This window comes from Shewanella sp. Isolate8, assembly GCF_022398495.1.
Taxonomy (GTDB): domain Bacteria; phylum Pseudomonadota; class Gammaproteobacteria; order Enterobacterales; family Shewanellaceae; genus Shewanella; species Shewanella aquimarina.
On the sequence record NZ_JAKEVI010000002.1, the window covers coordinates 582,331 to 604,587 of the forward strand.

The following is a 22,257-nucleotide window of genomic DNA, read 5'->3' on the forward strand; positions in this document are numbered from 1 at the left end:
GGGCCCCCCCCTACACAGCGAGCAGATCCCATGCAAAAGATGATTTTTACCGTAGACGATGTGGTTGCCAACAACCTGCCCAAGCTCAATCAGAGCCCCTGGCTGGCGACCCCCACCAAGGCGCTGCTGCGCTATTTCCTGATGGAGAAAGAGTGCCATGCCATCACCCAGGAGTTCGATTACCTGGAGGGGGTAGACTTTATCGAGCAGGTCCTGGCCAGCTTCAACTTCACCTATAGCGTGCCCAGCACAGAGGTGGAGAATATCCCCAGCGAGGGCCGGGTGGTGATCTATGCCAACCACCCTATCGGTTCACTGGACGCCCTGGCGATAATCAAGCTGATCAGCAAGGTGCGCCCGGATATCAAGGTGGTGGCCAACGAACTGCTGATGACCCTTGAGCCGCTGCACTCCATCCTGCTGCCTGTACGCAACATGACAGGCGGCACCCCCAAACAGCACCTTGAGAAGATCCACCAGCACCTCAAGAGCGAAGGCGCCGTACTGATCTTCCCCTCTGGCGAGGTGTCACGCCTGCGCCCCAACGGCGTACGGGATCTGCACTGGCACAGCGGCTTTTTGAAGATCGCCAAGGCCTGTCAGGCGCCGCTACTGCCCATGTTTGCCGACGCCAAAAACTCGGCCACCTTCTACGGCGCCTCGATGATCTACAAGCCCCTGGCCAGCCTACTGTTGGTCAAGGAGATGTTTAAGCAGGCCAAGCGCACCATGCCCCTGCGCATAGGTCAGCTGATCCCCAAGGAGGTGGTGGCCAGCAGCGATTTCCCGCTAAAGACCCAGGTAAAGCTGCTCAAGAACCACCTGTACCGTATCGGTAAGAATCGCAGCCCCCTGTTTAAGACCCAGAATGCCATCGCCCACCCCGAGTCGCGCAGCGATCTGATCGAAGCCCTGTCCCAGTGCGAGCTGCTGGGCCAGACCCATGACGAGAAACTCATCTATCTCTACCGCCACAAGCATAGCAATCCCATCATGCGTGAGATAGGCAGGCTGAGGGAGATCGCCTTTCGCGCCGTGGGTGAAGGCAGCGGCAAGCGCCGCGACACAGACAAGTACGACGCCGACTACCTGCACCTGGTGCTCTGGGATCACAAAGCGCTGGAGATCGTCGGCGCCTACCGCTTCGCCAGTGCCAAGCATCTCTACCAGGATGAGGCTAAAGGCCTCTACAGCCAGTCGCTGTTTCAGTACCGCGACGAGTTCGCCCCCTATTTCGAGCAGGGGCTGGAGCTGGGGCGCAGCTTCGTGCAACCCAAGTATTGGGGCAAGCGCAGCCTGGACTATCTCTGGTTCGGCATAGGCGCCTTCCTCGCCAAACACCCACAATATCGCTACCTGTTCGGTCCCGTCTCCATCAGCGACGCCCTGCCGGAGCAGGCCAAGGCGATGTTGGTCTACTTCTATCAGACCCACTTCTGCCCGGTTCAGGAGCTGGCACACGCCAACAGCCGCTACAGCTTTACCCCAGAGCAGCACGAGCGGCTCGTTGCCCTGTTCCCCGGCGAAGACTATCAGGCGGAGTTTAAGCAGCTCAAGCAGGCACTCGCCAGCATGGGCGCGGCGGTTCCCGCCCTGTATAAGCAATATGGCGAGCTGTGCGATGGCCTGGGCGTAAGCTTCCTCGACTTTGGCATAGACGCCGAATTTGGCGACTGCATCGACGGCCTGGTGCTGGTGGACACCCACAAGCTCAAGGCGAAGAAGCGTGCCCGCTACATCGACTGCCACCTGCCCGAGCTCAATACCGGCGGCGAGGATAGCCAATTGAAGTAGCCAGTTAAACTAGCCCAATAGCGGGTACAGATTGAATAAAGCAAAAAGACGCCCAGCGGCGTCTTTTTTTGCCGCCTTAATTTGAGCGCTTAGGTGGTGATGTAAGTGGCGAGTTAAATGGCCTAGCAAGATTGCTTGGTGCTTAGCGCTTAGTGATTAGTGATTAGCGATGAAAGCGCGTCAGCAGGGCGCGATAGATCTGATACAGGCGCACTATCTGCGCCAGCTCCACCCGCTCGTTAACCTGATGTATGCTGTGGTTAGGTAGCCCAAGTTCGATCACCTGAGTCTGGGGTGATGATAGGAAGCGTCCATCCGAGGTGCCGCCCGAGGTGGAAAGGCGGGGAAAGCTGGCGGTCACCTCGAAGATCGCCGCCTCCACCTGGGCGATCAGGCTCTGCTGGCCATTTTCCTGGGTATGATAGGGGGGACAGCCGCGCTCCCAGCGCAAGTTAATGGCATCCTTGCCTAAAGCCAATGCAGCAAGACAGCTTTGGATCCGCTCGATAATCCCCGCCTCGCTGTAGCGATAGCTGTAGCGGATGTTAAAACAGATCTCACAGCTGCCCGGCACGATATTGTCGGTAAAGCTGCCCGAATCCACATGGGTCACCTGTAAACTGGTGCCGGGAAAGTCATCACTGCCCTCATCCCAACTAAGGGCCTCCAATGCCTGCATCACCCGCGCCGCCATGTGCAGCGCGTTGACGGCATTCTTAGGATAGGCTACATGACCCTGCTTGCCCTTGAGTTGCAGCCGGGCCGAGATGGCGCCGCGACGGCCAATCTTAATCACATCCCCCGCCTGTTTATCGGCGGTCGGCTCGGCTACCACACAGTATTTAGGTAGACGCTCCGCGGCCGCCAGGCGCTCTACCAGGGCGCGGGTGCCAAACTCGGCCTCGCCCTCTTCGTCGCTGGTGACGATAAACTGCCAATTGACCTTGGGCCGGCCATAACAAGCGATATGATCCTCAACCGCCGCCAGCATCACCGCCAGCCCAGATTTCATATCGACCGCGCCGCGACCTATCAAGGTTTCGCCCACCAAGGTGGCGGCAAACGGCGGCGTCTGCCAGCGACTCAGATCGCCAGGCGGCACCACATCCGTGTGGCCGGCAAGAGCCAGCTGCGCCGGACGCTCGTCCAAGGATGCCAGCAGATTGCTTACCCCGTGATCCTGATAGTGGCTAACCACAAACCCCATGGCCTCAAGCTTTGCCCCTAGCCATCGCTGACACCCGGCATCTTCTGGGGTAATGGAGGGGCGGCGCATCAGCTCACGACAGTAACGCACCGCCTTATGCTGACTCAGATCAGCCTGGTTTAAATTAGCCTTATTTAAACTAGCATGACTCGAATTAGTTTGGCTCGGCTCGAAGTGACTAAGCGCCGATAGATTGGAATCTGAGTAAAGAGGTTCGGCCCGATAAGCCAATGGCATGGATTTCATCTTTTTGCCCTGATGCGAAGATAAACCCAGCCATTAAAAGGCAAGCCCATGACATTTATGTGAAATATAGATGGTCATTTGTTGAACATTCATTTATCTGTTATAACTGGAAACAGGTGATAATTCACCAAAGTTACTGAGAAACATACAAAACTCAGTATTCCCCTAAGTCTCAGGAGTCGCCATGGAAATTCGGGTATCGGAGATCATGAGTACCAGGGTCGTCACCATAGATATGGATGACAGGCTCACCATAGTCAAAGAGATCTTTGACTGCGCCCCCTTTCATCACCTGCTGGTGGTCGAAAACGACAGCTTGCAGGGAGTGTTATCCGAGCGCGACTATCTGCGCACCCTCAGCCCACACATCGGCAGCATAGGCGAGACCGAGCGCGACAGCGACACCCTGCACCGCCGCGCCCATCAGGTAATGAGCCGTGATCCCATCACCATAGCCCCCGAGGCCGACATCAAGACCGCCAGCCAACTCATGCTGGCACACGACATAGGCTGTCTGCCTGTGATGGCCTTGAACAAGATAGTGGGCATCATCACCTGGAAAGATCTGCTACGCGCCTTCAGTCAGGATGAGCCAGAACCAGAACAGGCCTAACCCGCTTTTGCCTTAACCAAATGCGTTAACCAAATGCTGCCGGCAGCAGAAACGACAAACCCAGGCTAAAAAGCCTGGGTTTGTATTTTCAGTATTACGGTCTGAGTTGCGGTCAAAGTCGCGATTTGAGTCGCGCTCAGCTGAACGACCGCTCGCCAATTGCAGCGTTAAATCGCCCATCCGCCCATGTAGAAGACCACCAGACCGATAGTGATGGCTAACACACCGGGTTTCAGTGCTCGCCACTCACCGCTGGCCAGACGACCAATCACTAGGGTGACGAAGCCCAACATGATACCGGTAACGATATTACAGCTGAGGATGATAAACACGGCGCAAGTTAGGCCCGCCATGGCATCGACCTTGTCGTCGAAGTTCAGCTTAGTCACATTGCTCAGCATCAAGAGGCCCACATACATGAGCGCAGGCGCGGTAGCATAGGCCGGTACCAGATAGCTTAGCGGCGCAAGGAACACCATCAACAGGAACAGGACACCGACGATGGTGGCAGTCAGGCCCGTCTTACCACCGGCCGCGGTACCCGCCGCCGACTCGATATACACGGCCGCCGGCGCGCCGCCGACTGTGCCTGCGAAGATGCTGCTCACCGAATCTGAGGTCAGCGCCTTACCGCCGCCGACGATATTGTCTTTCTCATCCAGCAGTTCCGCCTGACCGGCTACCGCACGTATGGTGCCCGTGGCATCGAAAATCGCCGTCATCACCAAGGCCAGCACGATAGGCAGCACCACAGGATTAAGCGCGCCCATGATATCCAGCTGACCGATGAGCGACTTGTCAGACATCAAATCCGGCAGGGCAAATAAGCCCTGATAGGTCACGCTCGGGTCGAACGCCAGGCCAAATACCGACAGGGCGATGATCACCAGCAAGATACCACCTGGTACGCCGCGGCGCTCCAGGCCTATGGTGGCCGCCAGGCCGATAACGGTCGCCAGCACAGGCAGGCTATGGATATCGCCAAGCTTCACCGGCAAGCCCGTGTCGTTGGCGACAATCAGGTGCACACTGTTGGTGGCGATCAGCAGCAGAAACAGGCCGATACCTATGCCGGTACCGTGGGCGATCCCCTTAGGCAGGTTGGTCAGTACCCACTGACGTATGCCGGTGACACTCACCAAGGTAAACACCACGCCCATGAGGAAGATGGCCCCCAGGGTCACAGGGATAGAGATGCCTTGGCCCAACACCATGCTAAAGGCGGTAAAGGCGGTGAGCGAGATGGCACAACCAATCGCCATCGGCAGGTTGGCCCAGAGCCCCATCAAGAGCGAGCCAAAGGAGGCAATCAGACAGGTGGCCACGAAGACGGCGCCAGGGTCGAAACCGGCGGCGCCCAACATGTTAGGCACCACGATCACCGAATAGACCATGGCGAGGAAGGTGGTAAGGCCGGCTATCACCTCTTGGCGCAGCGTACTACCACGAGCGGTGATGGAAAAATAACGGTCAAGCAGGGAGCTTGCAGGTACAGCGGGTGCAGCGAGAGTCTGTTCAGACTTCATAGTAGTTACCTTTTTTGATCTCTTAATTTGGAAGGCTGTGGCAAGTTAGAGCCCCACGACATATGTCTGTGGGTGAGAGATCCACTGAGTACTTATTGGTGTACCCTAACGTGACCTGCAAATCGGTACCCCAGGAGATACCGACCTTTTAAGGTAAGCAAACACTTACCCATAACACAGCCTTTGTTGGCGGCGCATTCTACAGCAAAGAGAGTGGCATAAACCAGAGCAAGCTAACAATTCGCCAAACTTTTGTACAAGTTTCGCCAGTGCCCCCTTTTTCGAATCCAAGGTCCTAGAACAATCTATCTCCGCCACCTAAGACATTAAGTTATCTTGTTTATTATCAACTAGTTAATACTGGTGAGAACCCAAGCAATTCATCCAACCTCATTTCATTCATATTTTTTCATAACTTGTCACTCTTGGTTCATGCCAGGCATCACCCCTATTCACATCCCTTCTCTACCATGCATGCATAGACAAAGATCAACTAAGAGAGTCTGTCATGCCATCACACCCAATAAACGAAACGCGAGATCAGGATAAGTCCAGAGAGCTCAAAGCCCTTGGCTTCATCATATTGCTGCTCTTCCCGATCCTGACCATCACAGGCATCAGCGCCTATGGCTTCATCATCTGGATGATCCAGGCCTTCGGCGGCGTCGTCGCCCATTAACCCATTACTAAACTCGAGAAAGGATGTTGCTATGAAGTGGTTTATCACCCTTTGGCGTACCCTCAACAAACCCGCCAAGACCCTTACCCTGGGCGCCATCAGCCTGTCAGCCTTCCTGATGGGCATCATCTTTTGGGGCGGCTTTAACACTGCCCTCGAGGCGACCAATACCGAAGCCTTCTGCATCAGCTGTCACAGCATGGAGAGCACGCCCTACAAGGAACTGCAAGAGACTGTGCATTGGTCTAATCACTCAGGCGTGCGCGCCACCTGCCCCGACTGCCACGTGCCCCACAACTGGAGCCGCAAGATTGGCCGCAAGATAGAGGCCTCTCACGACATGTGGGGTTGGCTGCTACAGACTGTGAACACAGAAGAGAAGTTCGAGGCCAAGCGTCTGGAGATGGCGAGCCGCGAATGGAAACGTTTCGATCGCGACAACTCACTGGCCTGTAAGAACTGCCACAACTATGACTCGATGAAGTGGGACGAGATGTCGAAGCTGGCCCAGAAACAGATGAAACGTGCCGCCGAGCTGGATCAGAGCTGTATCGACTGTCACAAGGGTATCGCTCACAAGCTGCCCGACATGGGTACCTCACGCGCCCCTGAGCTTATCGCCCAGGTGGGGTCAGGCGAGAGCAGCCTGGTTATCGGTGAGAACTACTTCAGCGCCCTGACCAAGCCGCTGTTCTTCAACGAGAAGACAGACGTCGAGGCAGGCACCCTCAACATAGCCACTAAGGTAAAGGTGCTTGAGCTCAAGGGCCAACGTGCCAAGGTTGGCATCGACGGCTGGCGCAAGAAGATAGGCGCAGGCCGAGTGATCTACTTCGATTTCGGCATGAACATCCTCTCGGCGCAGCTCTCAAAAGATGCCGCCTTAGAGCCAGGCGTGATGGAAGTGTTCGAAGAGCAGCAAGACCCGCTCACCGGCCTGACCTGGCAGCGCGTCGAGGCCAAGATCTGGGTGGATGGCGACTATCTGGTGAAAGACCTGCAGCCGCTATGGGACTACGCCCGCGACACTTACTCCAGTAGCTGTAGCGTGTGTCACACCCAGCCCGATGAGGCCCATTTCGACGCCAACACCTGGCCTGGCATGTTTCAGGGAATGATCGCCTTCGTCAACATGGACCAGGACACCCAGGCATTGGTGCAGAAGTACCTGCAAGAACATTCATCCACTTTCGACAAGTCAGCGCACTAACAGGATAGCATCATGAACAGAAGAGATTTTCTAAAAGGCCTCGCCGCCAGCTCCTATGTCACCCTAAGCGGCTCGTCGCTGTTGGCACCGCTCAACGCCCTGGCAAGCACCAGAACCGATGAGGTGTGGAAAACTACCGGCTCCCATTTCGGCGCCTTTAAGATGACCCGCAAGAATGGCGTCATCGACAAGGTAATTCCTTTCGACCTGGATAAATACCCAACCGACATGATTAACGGGGTAAAAGGCCTGGTCTATAACCCATCGCGGGTACGCTACCCTATGGTGCGCCTCGACTTCCTGCTCAAGGGGCATAAGAGCAATACCCAGGAGCGCGGCGATTATCGTTTCGTGCGTGTCACCTGGGACAAGGCGCTGTCGCTGTTTAAGGACTCATTAGATGAGGTCCAGACCAAATATGGTCCATCCGGACTACACGCGGGTCAGACCGGCTGGCGCGCCACGGGTCAGCTGCACTCATCCACCAGCCACATGCAGCGCGCGGTAGGAATGCACGGTAACTTCGTCAAGAAGGTCGGCGACTACTCCACCGGCGCCGGTCAGACGATTCTGCCCTACGTGCTCGGCTCGACCGAGGTCTACGCCCAGGGCACCTCCTGGCCGCTGATCCTCGAGCACAGCAACACCATCATCCTCTGGTCGAACGACCCCTACAAGAACCTGCAGGTGGGCTGGAACGCCGAGACCCACGAGTCGTACGCCTATCTGGCGCTGCTCAAGGAGAAGGTGGCCCAGGGTAAGATCAGGGTGATCAGCATAGATCCCGTGGTCACCAAGACCCAGAAGTACCTTGGCTGTGAACAGCTCTACATCAACCCACAGACAGACGTGGCCCTGATGCTGGGTATCGCCCACGAGATGGTGACCCAAGAGCTACACGACAAGGCCTTCATCGACGGCTACAGCCTGGGCTTCGACGAGTTCCTGCCATACCTCATGGGTGAGAAAGATGGCATCGCCAAGACGCCTGAGTGGGCCAGCAAGATCACCGGCGTCAGCGTCGAGATCATCAAAGATCTGGCCAAGGTGATGACTAAGGGCCGCACCCAACTCATGATGGGCTGGTGTATTCAGCGCCAGCAACACGGCGAGCAGCCATACTGGATGGCGGCTGTACTGGCCACCATGATAGGCCAAATCGGCCTGCCCGGCGGCGGCATCAGCTACGGCCACCACTACTCCAGCATAGGCGTACCTTCGTCGGGTGCGGCGGCGCCTGGCGCCTTCCCGCGTAACCTGGATGAGGGCCAAAAGCCTCTGTTTGACAGCAGTGACTTCAAGGGCGCCAGCAGCACTATCCCTGTCGCGCGCTGGATCGACGCCATCTTGGAGCCGGGCAAGACGATAGATGCCAACGGTAACAAGGTCACCTACCCGGACATCAAGATGATGGTGTTCTCGGGCAACAACCCCTGGAACCACCATCAGGACAGAAACAAGATGAAGCGCGCCTTCCACAAGCTGGAATGTGTGGTCACCATAGACGTAAACTGGACGGCAACCTGTCGCTTCTCTGACATAGTGCTACCGGCCTGTACCACCTTCGAGCGCAACGACATCGACGTGTACGGCAGCTATGCCAACCGCGGCGTCCTGGCGATGCAGAAGATGGTCGAACCTCTGTACGAGAGCCTGTCGGACTTTGAGATCTTCACCCGCTTCGCGGCGCTCATGGGTAAAGAGAAGCAATATACTCGCGGCCTGACCGAGATGGATTGGCTGAGAAAGCTCTACGACGAATGTAAGGCCGCCAACGCCGGTAAGTTCGAGATGCCTGACTTCGACACCTTCTGGCAGCAAGGTTATGTGCACTTCGGTGAAGGCCAGCCCTGGACACGTCACAGCGATTTTAGAGAGGATCCCGAGATCAACCCGCTGGGCACACCATCGGGCCTTATAGAGATCTTTAGCCGTAAGATCGCCCAGTTTAACTACGACGATTGTCCTGGCCACCCCACCTGGATGGAGAAGAGCGAGCGCAGCCACGGCGGCCCCGGCTCAGACAAGTACCCCATCTGGATGCAGTCATGCCACCCGGATCAACGTCTGCACTCGCAGATGTGTGAATCGGAGCAATACCGTGAAACCTATACGGTTCAGGGGCGTGAGCCTGTCTACCTCAATCCGCTGGATGCCAAGGCTCGCGGCATCAAAGACGGCGATCTGGTGCGCGTCTTCAACGACAGGGGTCAGCTACTGGCGGGCGCCCGGGTATCGAACCGCTTCCCTCAGGGGGTGATCCGTATCCACGAAGGCGCCTGGTATGGCCCGGTCGGCAAGGATGGCAGCAAGCAAGGCGGCAACGAGATAGGCGCCCTGTGCAGCTACGGCGACCCCAACACCCTGACCCAGGATATCGGCAGCTCTAAGCTGGCACAGGCCTGCGCCGCCTACACTTGTCTGGTGGAGTTTGAGAAGTTCAGCGGCAAGGTGCCTGAAGTCAGCGCCTTTAGCGGTCCAATCGAGATCGGCCGCTAAGCGGGCCGGGTCAAAGGAGAAACAAGATGAACCAAACATCGATTAACCAAACAGCGCAAAACCAGGCGCGAGCCAGGGTCTACCGCCTGCTGTCGGATCTGTTTGCCAAAGAGATAGATCATCAGCGCCTACAGAGCCTGCAAAGCGTCGAGGCGCGGGCCTTCTTTGACCTGCTCGCCACCGCTCCCGAGCTGGCACCAGAGGTTAACACCCTGCAGGAGGTACTGGTAGGCCTCAATGATGAGCCCGCCCTGCTCAACCTTGCCGCCGACTATTGCGGCCTGTTTCTGGTGGGCGGCAAGCAGAGCGCCAATCCCTATGCCAGCCTCTATCTGACGCCTAAGGAAGACGAGGAGCAGCCTTTGCTCTTCGGCGACCAGCATCAGGAAATGATGGCGCTGCTTAAGCAGAGCCAGCTACAGGTGCAAAGCGACTTTCCCGAGCCCGCCGATCATATTGCGGTGATCTTGGCCTATGTCGCCCAGCAGGCCACTCGCCTGGATGATAAAGACCAACAGGCCTTTATCGCCCAGTACCTGGATGCCTGGTTACCCGAGTTTGCCATGCGGGTGAGTGACAGAGACAGCGGCCGCTTCTATCAGGCCCTCGCCAGGCTTACCCAAACCTGGGTACGCCAGGACTGTGAGGGGCTCTCGGCCTAACCCCTGATATTAACGTTAACGGCAGGCTGCTAGCGTCTACCACCCTGACCGCGCCGCTTGGCGCGGCGTTTCTGCGCCGCCTTGCCATGACGACGGGGATTGGGATCCGCCTTGGTAAGATCCGGCTCGAAACCGGGTAACCATTGCTGAGGCAGACGCTTATCCAGCAGCGCCTCAATCTCCTCCAGCAGCAGGGCATCCTCCTCGCAATAGAGGGTGACTGCAACTCCTTGTTTACCCGCCCGGCCGGTACGGCCGATACGATGCACATAGTCCTGCGCCACATAGGGCAGCTCATAGTTGACCACATAGTCGAGAGACTCGATATCTATCCCCCGCGCCGCTACATCTGTGGCCACCAGCACCTTGACGCCTCCCTTGCGGAAATCACCGAGCACCTGCTCGCGGACGCCCTGGCTCAGATCCCCATGAAACGCCTTGGCGGCTATGCCTTGCTCACTCAGGCGCGCAGCCAGCTTATCGGCGGCGACCTTCTTGCGACTAAACACCAACACCCGCTGCCAATCGCCCTTGTTGATCAGGTGCGACAAGAGGGCAAACTTACGCTCGCTGTCCACCGCAAAGACTCGCTGCTCGACGTCCTTGCTGGCACTGTTTTGCGCATTGACCGCAACGCGTTTAGGTTGCCTAAGCCAGCGATGACTCAGTTCAAGTACCTTGTCATCTAGGGTGGCGGAAAACAGCAGGGTCTGACGCTCGCTCGGCAAGAGGGCCATCAGCTGGGCTATCTCATCGGCAAAGCCCATGTCCAACATACGGTCGGCCTCATCAAACACCAGATGCGCTATCGCATCCAGCTTAACCGCGCCGCGTCTGTGCAGATCCAGCAGGCGGCCAGGAGTAGCCACTATCAACTCAACCCCCTTGGCGAGTTGCTGACACTGAGCGTCTATGCTGACACCGCCATAAACCAGTCCCGCCGACAACGAGGTGAAGCGCGCGAGATCCACTATCCCCTGATGCGCCTGCACAGCCAGCTCACGGGTGGGCACCAGCACCAACGCCTTTGGCGAAACCGGGGACGCCCCCTCACCTTCTTGTTCAAGTAGGTGCGCCAAGATAGGTAAGGCGAAGGCCACCGTCTTGCCTGTGCCCGTCTGAGCCGATGCCATAAGATCCCCGCCGCCGAGCACCAAGGGAATCGCCTCGGCCTGGATCTGAGTCGCCTCGCTAAATGCCAAGGCTTCCAGCGCCTGTTGCAGGGGGGCCGGCAGAGACAATTGAGAAAATAACATAGGTGAGGATCCCGCTTTAGGTTGACTATCGTTGCTAATGGTTTGCTATTGATTTGGTCTTAGACTCGCTATTAGGCGCGCAGTGTAGCAGATTTCCCCCAGGGCTCTAGTAGATTTTCCCGCCCGGCGGGGCACTGCAGAGCAGGTTAAACCGCCTGGGCTAGCCGCGTCTCGAAGGCGGCTACCGATTCATGCCACAGCTGTTTAAGCGCCACAATGTCAGATGCCTGCAACGCCTGATGTTCCAGTTGTTGGCAGCGCCGTGTCATGCTGAGCATGCCCATGTTGGCGCTGCTGCCCTTGAGGCCGTGCAGTAGCTTGCCACTGGTCTCATTCTTGCTGTCTGTTCCCACAGCGTCCACTAATGCCTCAAGTTGCGTCAGCTGCGCCTCGCTGGAGCTTAGGTAGAGGCTAAGCATCTCGGTCATCGCCGCCTTGCCGAGGCAGTCGAGATCCGCCTGGAACTGATTGCTATCCAGCAGAGGATGCTCATCCTTCGACGCCTTAGGCGTTTCAACCTCAGTGATTTGCGCCGTGACGTTAGCGACTTCGGTGGCTTCTGTTGTTTCTATTACTTCTGTGGCTTTGGTTTCTGTAGATAGCGGGCTTGATGATTGCGAGGCCCGCCCCAGCCAGCGCATCAAGGCCTGCATGTTCAATGGCTTGGCCAGGATCTCATCGAAGCCTACCTCGCGATAACGCTCAAGATCCTGAGGCTGTAGCTGAGCGGTAAAGGCGGCAAAGGGCACACCGGGGGCAGCCTTAGCACGCAATCGGCTCAGTAGCTCTATACCTGAACCGTCGGTAAGCTGAATATCCAGCATCACGGCATCAAAACCCGCTTCTTTATCCTCGAAAACCGTCATCGCCTCGGCGCAACTCGGTACCAATATCCCCTCATGACCAAGATGAGCTAGGAAGCCCTGAGCCACCATGGCATTGACCTGATTATCCTCCACCACCAGCACCCTCTTAGGCGCGACCTGAGGGACGATATCTGTCGTGCTCTGCGCAGGCGCCTCACAGGCGATCAACGGCAGGCTAAATCCGAAGGTACTGCCCTTATTGACCTCAGTCTCTACCCAGAGCCCCTCATCGCTCGCCCCCATCAGGGTGACCAGCTCCTTGCTGATGGCTAGCCCCAGACCGGTGCCCCGGCTTCGCCCCTGGTTGGGCTGGGCGCTATAGGCGGTAAACAGGCGCGGCATAACCTCCTCAGGGATCCCTAGGCCGGTATCGTTCACCGCGAAATGGATACGCTCCCCCTGGCTGTGCACCCTGAGACGGATCTCCCCAGCCGGGGTAAACTTGATGGCGTTGCCTAGCAGATTAAATAACACCTGTCGCAGCTTGGGGCCATCCAGGCTTACCCACTCGGGCAGCTGGTCTCGCTCGAGGCGCAGCGACAGACCGGCGTTGCCCGCACCGGCAAGCATGATGGCCACCACCTCATCAAGCAGCTCGTTAATGGCCACAGGGCGCAGCTCGTTAGTCAGCTTACCCTGCTCCAGACGGGAGAAATCGAGAATATCGTTCAGTACCGTCTGCAGCAGCGCGCCGCTGTACTGCGACAGGGCGAGCATCTGTTTCTGCGCCGTCGGCAGGGGTGACTCGGCCAGCAGGGTCAAGGTGCCGAGCAGGCCGTTGAGGGGAGTGCGGATCTCATGGCTCATGGTAGCCAAAAAGAGGGACTTGGCCTTGTCCGCCGACTCGGCCAACTGTCTCGCCTGAGCATGGCCCTTAACCTCGGCATCGAGGCGGCGATTGGCCTGGGCCAGTTCCTGGGTTCGCTTCTGTACCGTGGTCTCCAGCGACGCCTTGTGGGCCGATAGCTCATCGGCCGTCTCCTGCAGCGCCGACTGCAGACGCTGATTATGATCTGTCTTCTGTTTAAAGGCATCGATGGCCGAGGCCATGGCGGTCAGCTCGTCATCACCATGGGGATCGAGCGCCACCTGAGTATCGCCCTTGCTAAGGCGTGCCAGGGCATCGGTCGCCTCATGCAGCCTCAGCGCGATCCCCTTGTAGATCACCCGGTAGACCACCAGCAGAATCAGCACCAGCATCACAAGGCCTGTGCCCCAGAGCCCGGCCTTGGCCCAGAAGAGCTGACGTAAAAAATCGCCTCTCGCCTGCTCCGCCTGGGTTTGCTGAGCCTTCATGGCCGAGTCCACCAGGGTATTGAGCTGGCCCAGCTTATCGCTCAGCCGCTGTAGTTGAGCCGTCTGGGAGGCGAGCACCTTGGCATAGCGGCGCTGCAGCATGAGCTTATCGCCGACACCGCGCAAGATATCTAACTCATGGGCCAGCTCGGCCGCCCGCACGGGATCGCGCACCACCCCCTTGAGCAGCTCGAGCGGCATCAGATCGGGCTGAGTGGTTAGCAGATCGCGGCTCTGCTCCCTGGTTGACGCGTTAACGGCATCATTACCTGGAGCGCCCCCCTGGGCCTCACTCGGCTGCAATCGATATTCGCCGCCGGGCTGCTGAGTCACCACCCGCGACATGCTGACCAGCACCTTAGTCAGGCCCAGATGTTGCTCGGGCGACTGCAGTAGCTGACCCACCAGCGCCAGATGATGAATGAGGGCCAGGGCGCGATTGAGACGCGCCTGTATATCGAGATCTTTCTCTATGATGGTATCGAGCAGATAGCCACTCTGTGTCGCACCGGCAACCTCGGGGTAGGCCAGACTCAGCTTGGCCAGCACGGCCGAATCGACTACGGCCAGTTCCGCCTCCAGCAGCTCGATTGCCCGCCCGGAGGCGTCCACTAGGGCCTCGCCATCCCCCCTCAACTGCTTGGCGAGCGCCAGACGCTCTCCCACCTGATGCCCGAGTTGAGTGAGATCATGGATGATCTCCGCCGCCCTGGGCCCCAGGTGACTATCGCCTTGCAGATTCAGCGACTTGAGACGAGCGATGGCGCCGAGCAGGTTGCCGCTCTCGATGGATAGCTTGCGGCCGATAAAGGCGCGCTCCGCCTCCTCCTCGACTCGCTCCAGCGCCTGGGCATTGTCCTGCAGCACATTGGCCGACTGCATCAATTGGCGCGCGGCTTCAGAGGCGGGCAGCGCCTCTTCATAGAGATATTGGTCGGCAATCTTCACCCAATAGAGGGAAATGCTGCCCAGGCTCACCAGCAGAAGTAAGAGCAGGGCCAGTAGGCTGAAAGCCAGCATCAATCGGCCGACTAAACTTTTTCCTGAGAGTGATAAAGCGCCCACATGGCTCCCGTTTAACTGTTACAATGAATCAATAACATGCGTCTGGTTACATTATACTGAGTGCCCCGTGGTGAAGCATAATAAATCTCCCTTTTTCAGCGCCTTTTATCTTTGCCTCAATGGCCTAGCGATCTCTGCCTGTTTGGCAATATCGGCACACGCCTACGCCGCAGATACTTGGTCACTTCAGCAGCGCAGCCCCTATAACGCCAAGCTTCAGCAGGTCGAGACGCTCACCTATCAGCCCCTGAACATGACCAAACAGCCCTGGCGACTCTGCGCCCTGGTTCCTCACCTCAAAGATGCCTATTGGATAGGCATAGACTATGGCCTGGTCACCCAGGCTAGGCAATTGGGCGTAGCCCTGGAGCTGTTTGAGGCCGGCAGTTACTATGGTAAGGCCAAACAACTCGAGCAGCTCGAGCGCTGCATGGCCGGCAATTTCGACGCCATCTTGCTGGGTACAGTGGACCCCGAGCTGCTCAAGCACTATCAGGGGCAGATCAGCAAGCCCATGCTGGCCTTGGTAAACCGACTCGACAGCCCGCTGGTAAACACACGCATTGGCGTCAACTGGTATCAGATGGGATGGCATGCCGGCGACTATATTCGCCGCACCACCAAAAATAAGCCCGCTAAGCTAGCACTGCTGCTCGGCCCAGAGAAGCTGGGAGGCAGCACCTGGGTGGAACAAGGGATCATGGCAGCACTCAAGGGCAGTAGGGTAACTATCTCCTCCAATCGCCATGCCGACAATAATCGCTCCCTCTATCGAGATCAGCTGCATCACCTGCTCAAAGATCACACCCCCGACTATATTCTCGGCAGCGCCGTGGCCATCGAGGCCGCCATCGGCGCCCTGGCGCAACAGGAGACAGCTCAAGACGTTGCGCTGGTGAGCAGCTACCTCTCCCCTGCCACCCTGCGTGGCCTGTATCGCCACAGGGTATCATTCAGCAGTGACGATCAGGTGGTATTACAGGGTAAGCTGGCGATAGATGTGGTGGTGCGAGAACTCGAGGGCGCCGCCCCCTTTGGTGATATCGGCCCCAGGATAAAGGGACTCACGCCTCAAAATAGCCAGGTGAAACAGCTGACTGACAGCCTGGCACCGGCGGATTTTTACCCCATCTACCGGGTCGAGGTGCCCGGGGCTAATCCTCAACCTTAGCGGCAAACAGATAACCCTCACCGTGGACGGTCACGAAGAGCTCGGCATTTAGCTTGTTGCGCAAACGGCGAATGATCACGTCTATGGTTCTGTCATTCACATCCTGATTGCGATGGCTGGTGAGCTGCATCAGACGCTCACGGCTTAGCACCTGCTGAGGATGCAGCACGAAGGCGCTCAGCAGTTCAAATTCGGCCTTGGTCAGCTTGATCACCTCATCGCCCAGGGAAAGCTTACGACTGTTAAGCGCCAGGCAGTAATCTTCAAATTCGATGAGATCGTCGCCGCGTTCGAGCTCGGCGATGGTCTGCTGCTGCGCCTTCTTCACCAGAGAGATGCGCCAGAGTAGATTCTTGACCCGCACCAGGAGTTCGCGCAGCTCAAAGGGCTTCGTCACATAATCGTCCGCGCCCATCTCCAGGCCGATGATCTTATCGATCGCCTCGTCACGTCCCGTCACTAGGATGATCCCCACGTCGCTACGACTGCGCAGTTCTCGCGTCAGACTAAGGCCATCGACACCGGGTAGGTTGATATCCAGCATCACGAGATCGACATGTTGCTGGCTGAATTGCTGCCACATATCTTCACCATCGGCGGCCTCGAGCACCCGATAACCCTCTTTCTCGAAATAGCCCTTCAGACGAGCACGGATCACCGCCTCATCGTCGACCACAAGCACACAAGGTTGTAATGAAGTTAGGGCCATGACCCAGCTCCCAAACACGTTAAATAAAGGTTAAGGCTATTATTCACAATTTTTCATAATTGCATATAAGCTTTATCTCAATTATGGGATCTGGCGCGATTTTTAGCCGCCATAGCCCCTAAAAAATCACCAGCAGCGTCGCCTACCAGATTCATCGCCCCAGGCAAAGAGAATTTGCCTCAAGTCACTAAAGCTAAATATAAATCAAGATTTTTACACTTGGGTCATGTTAGCTTATGCTTACCTTATTAACATCACGCTCACATTAGAGGCTAAGACAGCTTATGGATGAAAGGCGGCAATTTTCGCGCATCTTCTTCGATGTCAATGCGACGCTCACCCAAGACGATAAGGTATGGTCGACCACGCTCCATGATCTTAGCCTAAATGGTGCCCTGGTCGAGCTGCCCCCAGCCTTCACACCAAGCCAGGAACCGATACTCCTGAGCTTCACCCTAGAGGGCTCTGACGTAGAGGTCACCATGGAGACCCAGGTCATCCACCAAAAAGATGGCCAGCTTGGACTCGAATGCCTGCATATCGATATCGACAGCATCAGCCACCTGAGGCGCATGCTCGAACTCAACATAGGCGATGCGTCCCTGCTTGACCGCGAACTCAAGATGTTTATCGAGGTCCATGACCAAGGGTAAATCCATCGTCTAGCGACTTTGCGGTCGATATCAATAACAGGGGACATAGCGTCCCCTTTTTAGTCTCTGCGCTGTATCACCCCTTTGGCAACGACAGGGGGGAAGCCAAACAAAGAAGATTAACCCCAAGCGTAAAGTCCTGGCTAGGGCCTTGCGGCTATTCTCCTTTCGCCAAAAAGGCAGGGTGATAGCTCACCTCTCCCTGTGGCGCCTTACCGGTAAGCTTAAGAGCAAGAAAATACTCCTCGGGAACGCCCGGCAACACCAGTCCCGCAACAGGCGCAAAGCCAAAGCGCTGGTAAAAATTAGGCTCACCCAGCAGGACGCACCCGTTGGCCTGCGCCTTTTTTAGCGCTTCGATACCGGCTCGCATCAACTGGCTGCCAATCCCTTTTCCCTGCATCTCGGGCAACACCGAGATGGGGCCGAGTCCATACCAGTTAAGGCTGTTCTCCGAGATGGTCACCTTTGATAGCGCCAGATGCCCCACCAAGCGCCCCTCATATTCGGCTACCAAGGATATCGCCAGCGCACCGGCTTCACGCAAGGCATTCACGATATGCTGCTCGGTATGCTCTGTGTGAGGCGCATCGAGAAAGGCCGCCTCAGTCAGCGCGTAAATTTCAGCAATATCGCCCGGTGCTTCGCTACGTATTTTAAGCTGCATCTCTACCCTCATTAAATGTGTGCTAGCTAATCAGCTCTAGCAGCTCGTGAATCGTCTTAATCGGATTGATCTTGGCGCCCAGACCTTCCATCGATTTATGATAGTTGCGATAGGGAATAAAGATCTCGGTAAAGCCGTGCTGCACAGCCTCTTTCACCCTGGGCACGCCGCTGTCGATGGGGCGCACGTCGCCGTTGAGGCTCAGCTCCCCCATGATGCAGGTGGTGCGCGGTACCACAAACTCGTTAAGGCTGCTCAGCAGTGCGGTGACTAGGGCCAGGTCGATACAGGTCTCAGACTCGTCTATCTTAAGCCCGCCCACCAGGTTGAAATAGGTATCGTGGTAGATCTTGGTACGGGTGTGCTTGCGCAAAACCCCAGTTAACATCTTGATACGGTTCATGTTGAGCCCGACACAGACCCGCTGGGGAAACTCCCCCTCCGCCTCAGTCGTTAAACATTGGATCTCCAGCAGCAGGTTGCGATTGCCCTTGCGGATACAGGTGATGGCCGCACCGGGCGATTCAGTGCTGGAACCCGAGAGGAAGATCTCGCTGGGGTTATCGACACTTATCATGCCCCGCTCTGTCATCCTGAAGATACCGACGGTATCCACGTCGCCGAAACGGTTCTTGTTGGCCCTCAGGGTGCGTACCTGTCCGTCGTTACATTCCAGGTGGGTCAGGCAGTCGACGATATGGATCAGCGTCTGCGGCCCCGCGGTCTCGTTATTCTTGTTCACATGGGCCACCAGGAACATGGTGACATTGTTCTGCTTACAGTATTGGGTCAGCGCCTGGGCACTGCCCTTGACCTGAGACGGCGAGCCTGGGCTGCCGTTGGCCAAATCTGTCACCACCGCCTGAATCGAGTCGATCACCGCAAACTTGACCTGTTTGGCCTCAAGCTCGGCGATAATCGCCTCCACATTGGTCTCGGCCATCAGGTAGAGGTTTTCCTCATTACAATCGAGCCTGAGGCGGTTTACGCGGTTCTTAAACTGTGACAGCGACTCCTCGGCGGTACAGTAGAGCGAGGGCATCAGCTGCGACATGCGTGACACCAGATCCGACAATATGGTCGTCTTACCCGCACCGGGATCCCCCGAGATGATGTTGACCGAACCTGTGGTGAGACCGCCACATAACACGCGATCCAGCTCGCCAATGCCGGTAAGCAGCTTCTTGGCCTCGAACTCCTCCACCTCGCTGAGTTTCTTCGAGCCTCCACCGACGGCGCCTGCATAGCCAGCCACGGCACCAGCGCTCGACTTGGTCGGCGCCAATCTCACCTCTGAGATGGTGTTCCACTCGCCGCAGGCGTTACACTGCCCCTGCCAGCGGGGAAAGTCCTGACCACATTCGCTGCACACATATGCTGTTTTATTTTTCGCCATAGCTTAACTGTTTTGTCTTCTCATTAATCTCGCCGCGCCCGTCGTCTACATCTGCCTTCTCGACTCACGAATCTAAGGGCCGCACGCTTCCATGGGGGCATTCTACATGAGTATCTTAAGGGGCTGTAGTCTACTTTCCCCTATCTCCCATCCCCCTGGGGAAGAAAATGATTCCCACAAGGAAGCCAAAATGCCTTACACTGCCCCTAGGACTTTCCCCGGAATTTGTCTCTCACGGAGAGGGCAAATTGTGTTGAATAAACAAAAGGCTATCAAGTTTTTTCCCGAGCCGCCGACACTAACAGATAAGCCGCGCCGTCAACTTTGAGTCGAAAAGATATAATCCATGAGTCTAGAGCAACATAAGGCATTGATCGAACAGCTAAAACCCCTCCTGATGGAAACCAATTTCCAGGAACTGTTTGATCATCTAACCGCCAGCGAGTCCAATTCGACCCGTTTTCTGCTCAAGATGGAACTCAACCGTCTCTCCTCTCCCTGTACCCGGGTGATCGACCTCAGGGACAGATCCGAACTGCCCTGCGCGCCCTTTAACAGCGGCGCCCAGACCCACTTTATCGACGCCCCGGCTAAAGAGAACTTTATGCAGGCACTGGCACTGTATCAGGGGCAATACACGCTAGGGGTGTATGAGCAGGTCATCGAGGGACATAAACTGCGGCGACAACGCACGCGTGAAGGCGAAGCTCAGGGCGATAGCGCCCTCACTCCCTATGTGGCCAGCGGCGCCATCTTAGGCAGCTATTTTAATCGCGCCGAAGAGCGGATGAACTATGCGATCCGCATCGGCGTGTTGCAGCCGGGTCGCAGCGAGATTAAGGGAATCACAGTCGATCTCTCGGTCGGCGGCGCCCGTATTCGCTTACCTGTCGACCATGGCCTCAACCCAGAGCAGCCGCTCATCGTCAAACTGCTGGAGCTGAGCGCCGAGTACTATTTCGATGATCTGCAGAAAGGGGTCGAGTATCAGGTGGTCGACGTTGAGAGCAACCATGAATACTGTTGGATGCGCCTGAAACGCACGGGTGGCAGCGATGCCCTTGCCGATATGTTGGCCAACCTGATCCAGGGCTATAAGTTTCGCTACAAGGTGGATATCAACGACATACTGGTGACCGCCACGGGGCTGGGCTTCGAGCGCCACTATCTGCCCCATCTGCCTCATCTGCCCCTGTACGTAGAGCAGATTGATGGTCAGTCCCGTGTGACCCATAAGTTACTGAGCCGCGACAACCAGAAGCTACAGCAATATTTTGTCGATGAGAAGTCGGTCAGTCAGCTCGGCGGCATGTTGACCCACGAGCGGCTACAGGCACTATTTAATGCGCCGCAAGACCCTGACCACAACCTGTTTTTCTGCTTTACCTTTCAGGCCCAGGGGGCGATCTTCTTCTATTCCGCCAGTCTCGCCGAGCTAAAACAGAGCGATCTGCTTGGCCTCTTCCTGCGCTTTGGCGCGACTAAGGCCAGTTGGCGCATCTTCAAGCTGGCCTGTCATGAGATAGACCCTGAGATCTCCTATAAATCCAGCGTCTTGCCCGGTGATTCGAGCTATTACGCCTCGCTGACAGAGGCCCAGCTCAAGTGCTTCACCCATGTGCTGCAGCTTATCGATCTCACCAACGAAGATATTCTGCCTCAGTATGAGGCCTGGGATGCCAAAGGCCATCAGGCCAATGAGCTGAAGCGTTTCGGACAGGAGAAGCTGCTGGAAGATCAGATCAAGCTGCTGTCGCTGCAATTTACCGAGCGGCGCAATGAGGCGCGCTTCTCCTTCAAGACACTGGTCACCGTCAGCCAGGGCAAGCAGAGTCACCACGGCTTTACCTTAGATATCTCGGGCAAGGGCCTGCAGGTCACCCTAGATGAACCAGCCGATTTTGATACCACGGCTCCTGTCATGGTCGCCTTTCCCAAGCTGCAACATCTGGCGGGTAAGACACGTCTGGCGCAGCTGCCCTATAGGCTTATCCGCACCCGCAAGAATGGCGTCACCATACACCTGGCCGCAATGGTTGGTCATACGCCCCATGTCGGCGTGGCCTTCCTCAGCCGTCTCATCGAGGCTAACCGTGACAAGCTCAGGAAGCTGACCGAGGCCAATAGCGACATGAAGGAGCTCTCAGACGGGCTGAAAAACCTGCTGATGAGGGAGTTGGCCTCTGTGCCCTACTTCATCGAGAAGACGGCAAAATCGGCCAAGCTGAGCGTATTGGGCGTGAGCAAGCACTCCAACGCCATCGCCGACCTATTTGCGGCGACGACCCAGGAGACACTGAAATACGACCTCAGCGCCCTGCTGGACAAGGGACGCCTCAAAGAGGACTTCATCACGCCTATCCGCCAGATGAAGCCGCAACATGGATTAGAGTTTTTCGAGACCTATGTGCAGATCTCCCGTCAGTCTCAGGGACGAATCAAGATAAAGTGCTTGCCGCCTAAGGAGATAGGCGATGAACAGGCCCAGCTGCACTTCATCAGACAGAGTCAAAATCTGGGCCGCTTCATGGCGCTTCGCATCTACCGCGGCGCCGCCGGCAAGCCGGATATCAACTACATCAGGCGCGAGCTGGAATATATTGGCCTACACGCCCAGCACAAGGCCAAGAAGCTGGAACACTTGATGTGGCACATCATAGGCGTGGGTGAACTGCTGGATATTACCGACGAGGTAATGCTGCGCTATCCGCAGTTACACAATGAAAATCTAGGCGCTTAACC

Annotated in this window: 16 protein-coding genes; 9 read left to right on the plus strand and 7 right to left on the minus strand. The window is 56.8% G+C overall.

Annotated elements, in window-relative coordinates; translation table 11 throughout:
* Positions 1 to 30 precede the first annotated feature (30 nt).
* Positions 31 to 1,794, plus strand: a complete 1,764-nt coding sequence (locus L1D43_RS11750; RefSeq protein WP_239851794.1) for a lysophospholipid acyltransferase family protein — start codon at positions 31 to 33, stop codon at positions 1,792 to 1,794.
* Positions 1,795 to 1,957: 163 nt separating this feature from the next.
* Here the strand turns inward: L1D43_RS11750 and dapE are convergent, their stop codons facing one another.
* Positions 1,958 to 3,247, minus strand: a complete 1,290-nt coding sequence (gene dapE, locus L1D43_RS11755) for a succinyl-diaminopimelate desuccinylase (RefSeq protein ID WP_239851796.1) — start codon at positions 3,245 to 3,247, stop codon at positions 1,958 to 1,960.
* A gap of 184 nt (positions 3,248 to 3,431) precedes the next feature.
* Between dapE and L1D43_RS11760 the strand changes: the two genes are divergently transcribed.
* Entirely contained in the window at positions 3,432 to 3,860 is a 429-nt protein-coding gene (locus L1D43_RS11760; protein WP_239851797.1) for a CBS domain-containing protein, read from the plus strand.
* Between the two features lie 167 nt (positions 3,861 to 4,027).
* Here the strand turns inward: L1D43_RS11760 and L1D43_RS11765 are convergent, their stop codons facing one another.
* The gene (locus tag L1D43_RS11765; protein ID WP_239851798.1) at positions 4,028 to 5,386 is read right to left on the minus strand and encodes an NCS2 family permease; all 1,359 of its coding nucleotides are present in this window, start codon (positions 5,384 to 5,386) and stop codon (positions 4,028 to 4,030) included.
* A 508-nt stretch (positions 5,387 to 5,894) separates the two neighbouring features.
* Between L1D43_RS11765 and torE the strand changes: the two genes are divergently transcribed.
* The 4 genes from torE to torD are packed head-to-tail and all read left to right on the plus strand — an operon-like array spanning position 5,895 to position 10,436.
* Positions 5,895 to 6,065 carry a trimethylamine N-oxide reductase system protein TorE gene (torE, locus tag L1D43_RS11770; RefSeq protein ID WP_239851799.1) on the plus strand — a complete coding sequence of 57 codons (171 nt, stop codon included), beginning with the start codon at positions 5,895 to 5,897 and terminating at the stop codon, positions 6,063 to 6,065.
* Between the two features lie 31 nt (positions 6,066 to 6,096).
* Complete coding sequence (gene torC, locus L1D43_RS11775) at positions 6,097 to 7,275, plus strand: pentaheme c-type cytochrome TorC (protein ID WP_239851800.1); 1,179 nt, start codon at positions 6,097 to 6,099, stop codon at positions 7,273 to 7,275.
* A gap of 12 nt (positions 7,276 to 7,287) precedes the next feature.
* Positions 7,288 to 9,774 (plus strand): trimethylamine-N-oxide reductase TorA, encoded by a 2,487-nt coding sequence (gene torA, locus L1D43_RS11780; RefSeq protein WP_239851806.1) that lies wholly within the window; start codon positions 7,288 to 7,290, stop codon positions 9,772 to 9,774.
* A gap of 26 nt (positions 9,775 to 9,800) precedes the next feature.
* Positions 9,801 to 10,436, plus strand: a complete 636-nt coding sequence (gene torD, locus L1D43_RS11785) for a molecular chaperone TorD (protein WP_239851808.1) — start codon at positions 9,801 to 9,803, stop codon at positions 10,434 to 10,436.
* 29 nt (positions 10,437 to 10,465) lie between these two features.
* On the opposite strand, the gene L1D43_RS11790 is transcribed toward torD, so the two are convergent.
* Positions 10,466 to 11,692: a DEAD/DEAH box helicase gene (locus L1D43_RS11790; RefSeq protein ID WP_239851810.1), complete on the minus strand. Its 1,227-nt coding sequence runs from the start codon at positions 11,690 to 11,692 to the stop codon at positions 10,466 to 10,468.
* A 146-nt stretch (positions 11,693 to 11,838) separates the two neighbouring features.
* Positions 11,839 to 14,919: a TMAO reductase system sensor histidine kinase/response regulator TorS gene (torS, locus tag L1D43_RS11795; RefSeq protein WP_345773703.1), complete on the minus strand. Its 3,081-nt coding sequence runs from the start codon at positions 14,917 to 14,919 to the stop codon at positions 11,839 to 11,841.
* Between the two features lie 130 nt (positions 14,920 to 15,049).
* Here torS and torT point away from each other — a divergent pair, with 130 nt between their 5' ends.
* On the plus strand, positions 15,050 to 16,090 hold the full coding sequence (gene torT / locus L1D43_RS11800) for a TMAO reductase system periplasmic protein TorT (RefSeq protein ID WP_239851989.1): 1,041 nt from the start codon (positions 15,050 to 15,052) through the stop codon (positions 16,088 to 16,090).
* Here torT and torR read toward each other — a convergent pair.
* Positions 16,074 to 16,799, minus strand: coding sequence for a two-component system response regulator TorR (torR, locus tag L1D43_RS11805; RefSeq protein ID WP_239851813.1), 726 nt, complete (start codon positions 16,797 to 16,799; stop codon positions 16,074 to 16,076). The two genes, torT and torR, sit on opposite strands and share 17 nt — an antisense overlap.
* 284 nt (positions 16,800 to 17,083) lie before the next feature.
* Between torR and L1D43_RS11810 the strand changes: the two genes are divergently transcribed.
* Positions 17,084 to 17,452 carry a PilZ domain-containing protein gene (locus tag L1D43_RS11810; RefSeq protein ID WP_239851814.1) on the plus strand — a complete coding sequence of 123 codons (369 nt, stop codon included), beginning with the start codon at positions 17,084 to 17,086 and terminating at the stop codon, positions 17,450 to 17,452.
* A gap of 157 nt (positions 17,453 to 17,609) precedes the next feature.
* Here the strand turns inward: L1D43_RS11810 and L1D43_RS11815 are convergent, their stop codons facing one another.
* Together L1D43_RS11815 and radA are read right to left on the minus strand one after the other, a co-directional pair.
* The gene (locus L1D43_RS11815; RefSeq protein ID WP_239851815.1) at positions 17,610 to 18,119 is read right to left on the minus strand and encodes an N-acetyltransferase; all 510 of its coding nucleotides are present in this window, start codon (positions 18,117 to 18,119) and stop codon (positions 17,610 to 17,612) included.
* A 22-nt stretch (positions 18,120 to 18,141) separates the two neighbouring features.
* Positions 18,142 to 19,515: a DNA repair protein RadA gene (gene radA / locus L1D43_RS11820; protein WP_239851816.1), complete on the minus strand. Its 1,374-nt coding sequence runs from the start codon at positions 19,513 to 19,515 to the stop codon at positions 18,142 to 18,144.
* Between the two features lie 346 nt (positions 19,516 to 19,861).
* On the opposite strand from radA, the gene L1D43_RS11825 reads away from it, so the two are divergent.
* Positions 19,862 to 22,255: a PilZ domain-containing protein gene (locus L1D43_RS11825; RefSeq protein WP_239851822.1), complete on the plus strand. Its 2,394-nt coding sequence runs from the start codon at positions 19,862 to 19,864 to the stop codon at positions 22,253 to 22,255.
* Positions 22,256 to 22,257: the final 2 nt, after the last annotated feature.

Bases quoted from the DNA above. Each gene is read 5' to 3' on its own strand.
- L1D43_RS11810 (WP_239851814.1), top strand. From the start codon at position 17,084: ATGGATGAAAGGCGGCAATTTTCGCGCATCTTCTTCGATGTCAATGCG.
- L1D43_RS11790 (WP_239851810.1), bottom strand. From the start codon at position 11,692: ATGTTATTTTCTCAATTGTCTCTGCCGGCCCCCCTGCAACAGGCGCTG.
- radA (WP_239851816.1), bottom strand. From the start codon at position 19,515: ATGGCGAAAAATAAAACAGCATATGTGTGCAGCGAATGTGGTCAGGAC.
- L1D43_RS11765 (WP_239851798.1), bottom strand. From the start codon at position 5,386: ATGAAGTCTGAACAGACTCTCGCTGCACCCGCTGTACCTGCAAGCTCC.
- torE (WP_239851799.1), top strand. From the start codon at position 5,895: ATGCCATCACACCCAATAAACGAAACGCGAGATCAGGATAAGTCCAGA.
- torC (WP_239851800.1), top strand. From the start codon at position 6,097: ATGAAGTGGTTTATCACCCTTTGGCGTACCCTCAACAAACCCGCCAAG.
- dapE (WP_239851796.1), bottom strand. From the start codon at position 3,247: ATGAAATCCATGCCATTGGCTTATCGGGCCGAACCTCTTTACTCAGAT.
- L1D43_RS11825 (WP_239851822.1), top strand. From the start codon at position 19,862: ATGAGTCTAGAGCAACATAAGGCATTGATCGAACAGCTAAAACCCCTC.
- L1D43_RS11750 (WP_239851794.1), top strand. From the start codon at position 31: ATGCAAAAGATGATTTTTACCGTAGACGATGTGGTTGCCAACAACCTG.
- L1D43_RS11815 (WP_239851815.1), bottom strand. From the start codon at position 18,119: ATGCAGCTTAAAATACGTAGCGAAGCACCGGGCGATATTGCTGAAATT.
- torR (WP_239851813.1), bottom strand. From the start codon at position 16,799: ATGGCCCTAACTTCATTACAACCTTGTGTGCTTGTGGTCGACGATGAG.
- L1D43_RS11760 (WP_239851797.1), top strand. From the start codon at position 3,432: ATGGAAATTCGGGTATCGGAGATCATGAGTACCAGGGTCGTCACCATA.
- torD (WP_239851808.1), top strand. From the start codon at position 9,801: ATGAACCAAACATCGATTAACCAAACAGCGCAAAACCAGGCGCGAGCC.
- torA (WP_239851806.1), top strand. From the start codon at position 7,288: ATGAACAGAAGAGATTTTCTAAAAGGCCTCGCCGCCAGCTCCTATGTC.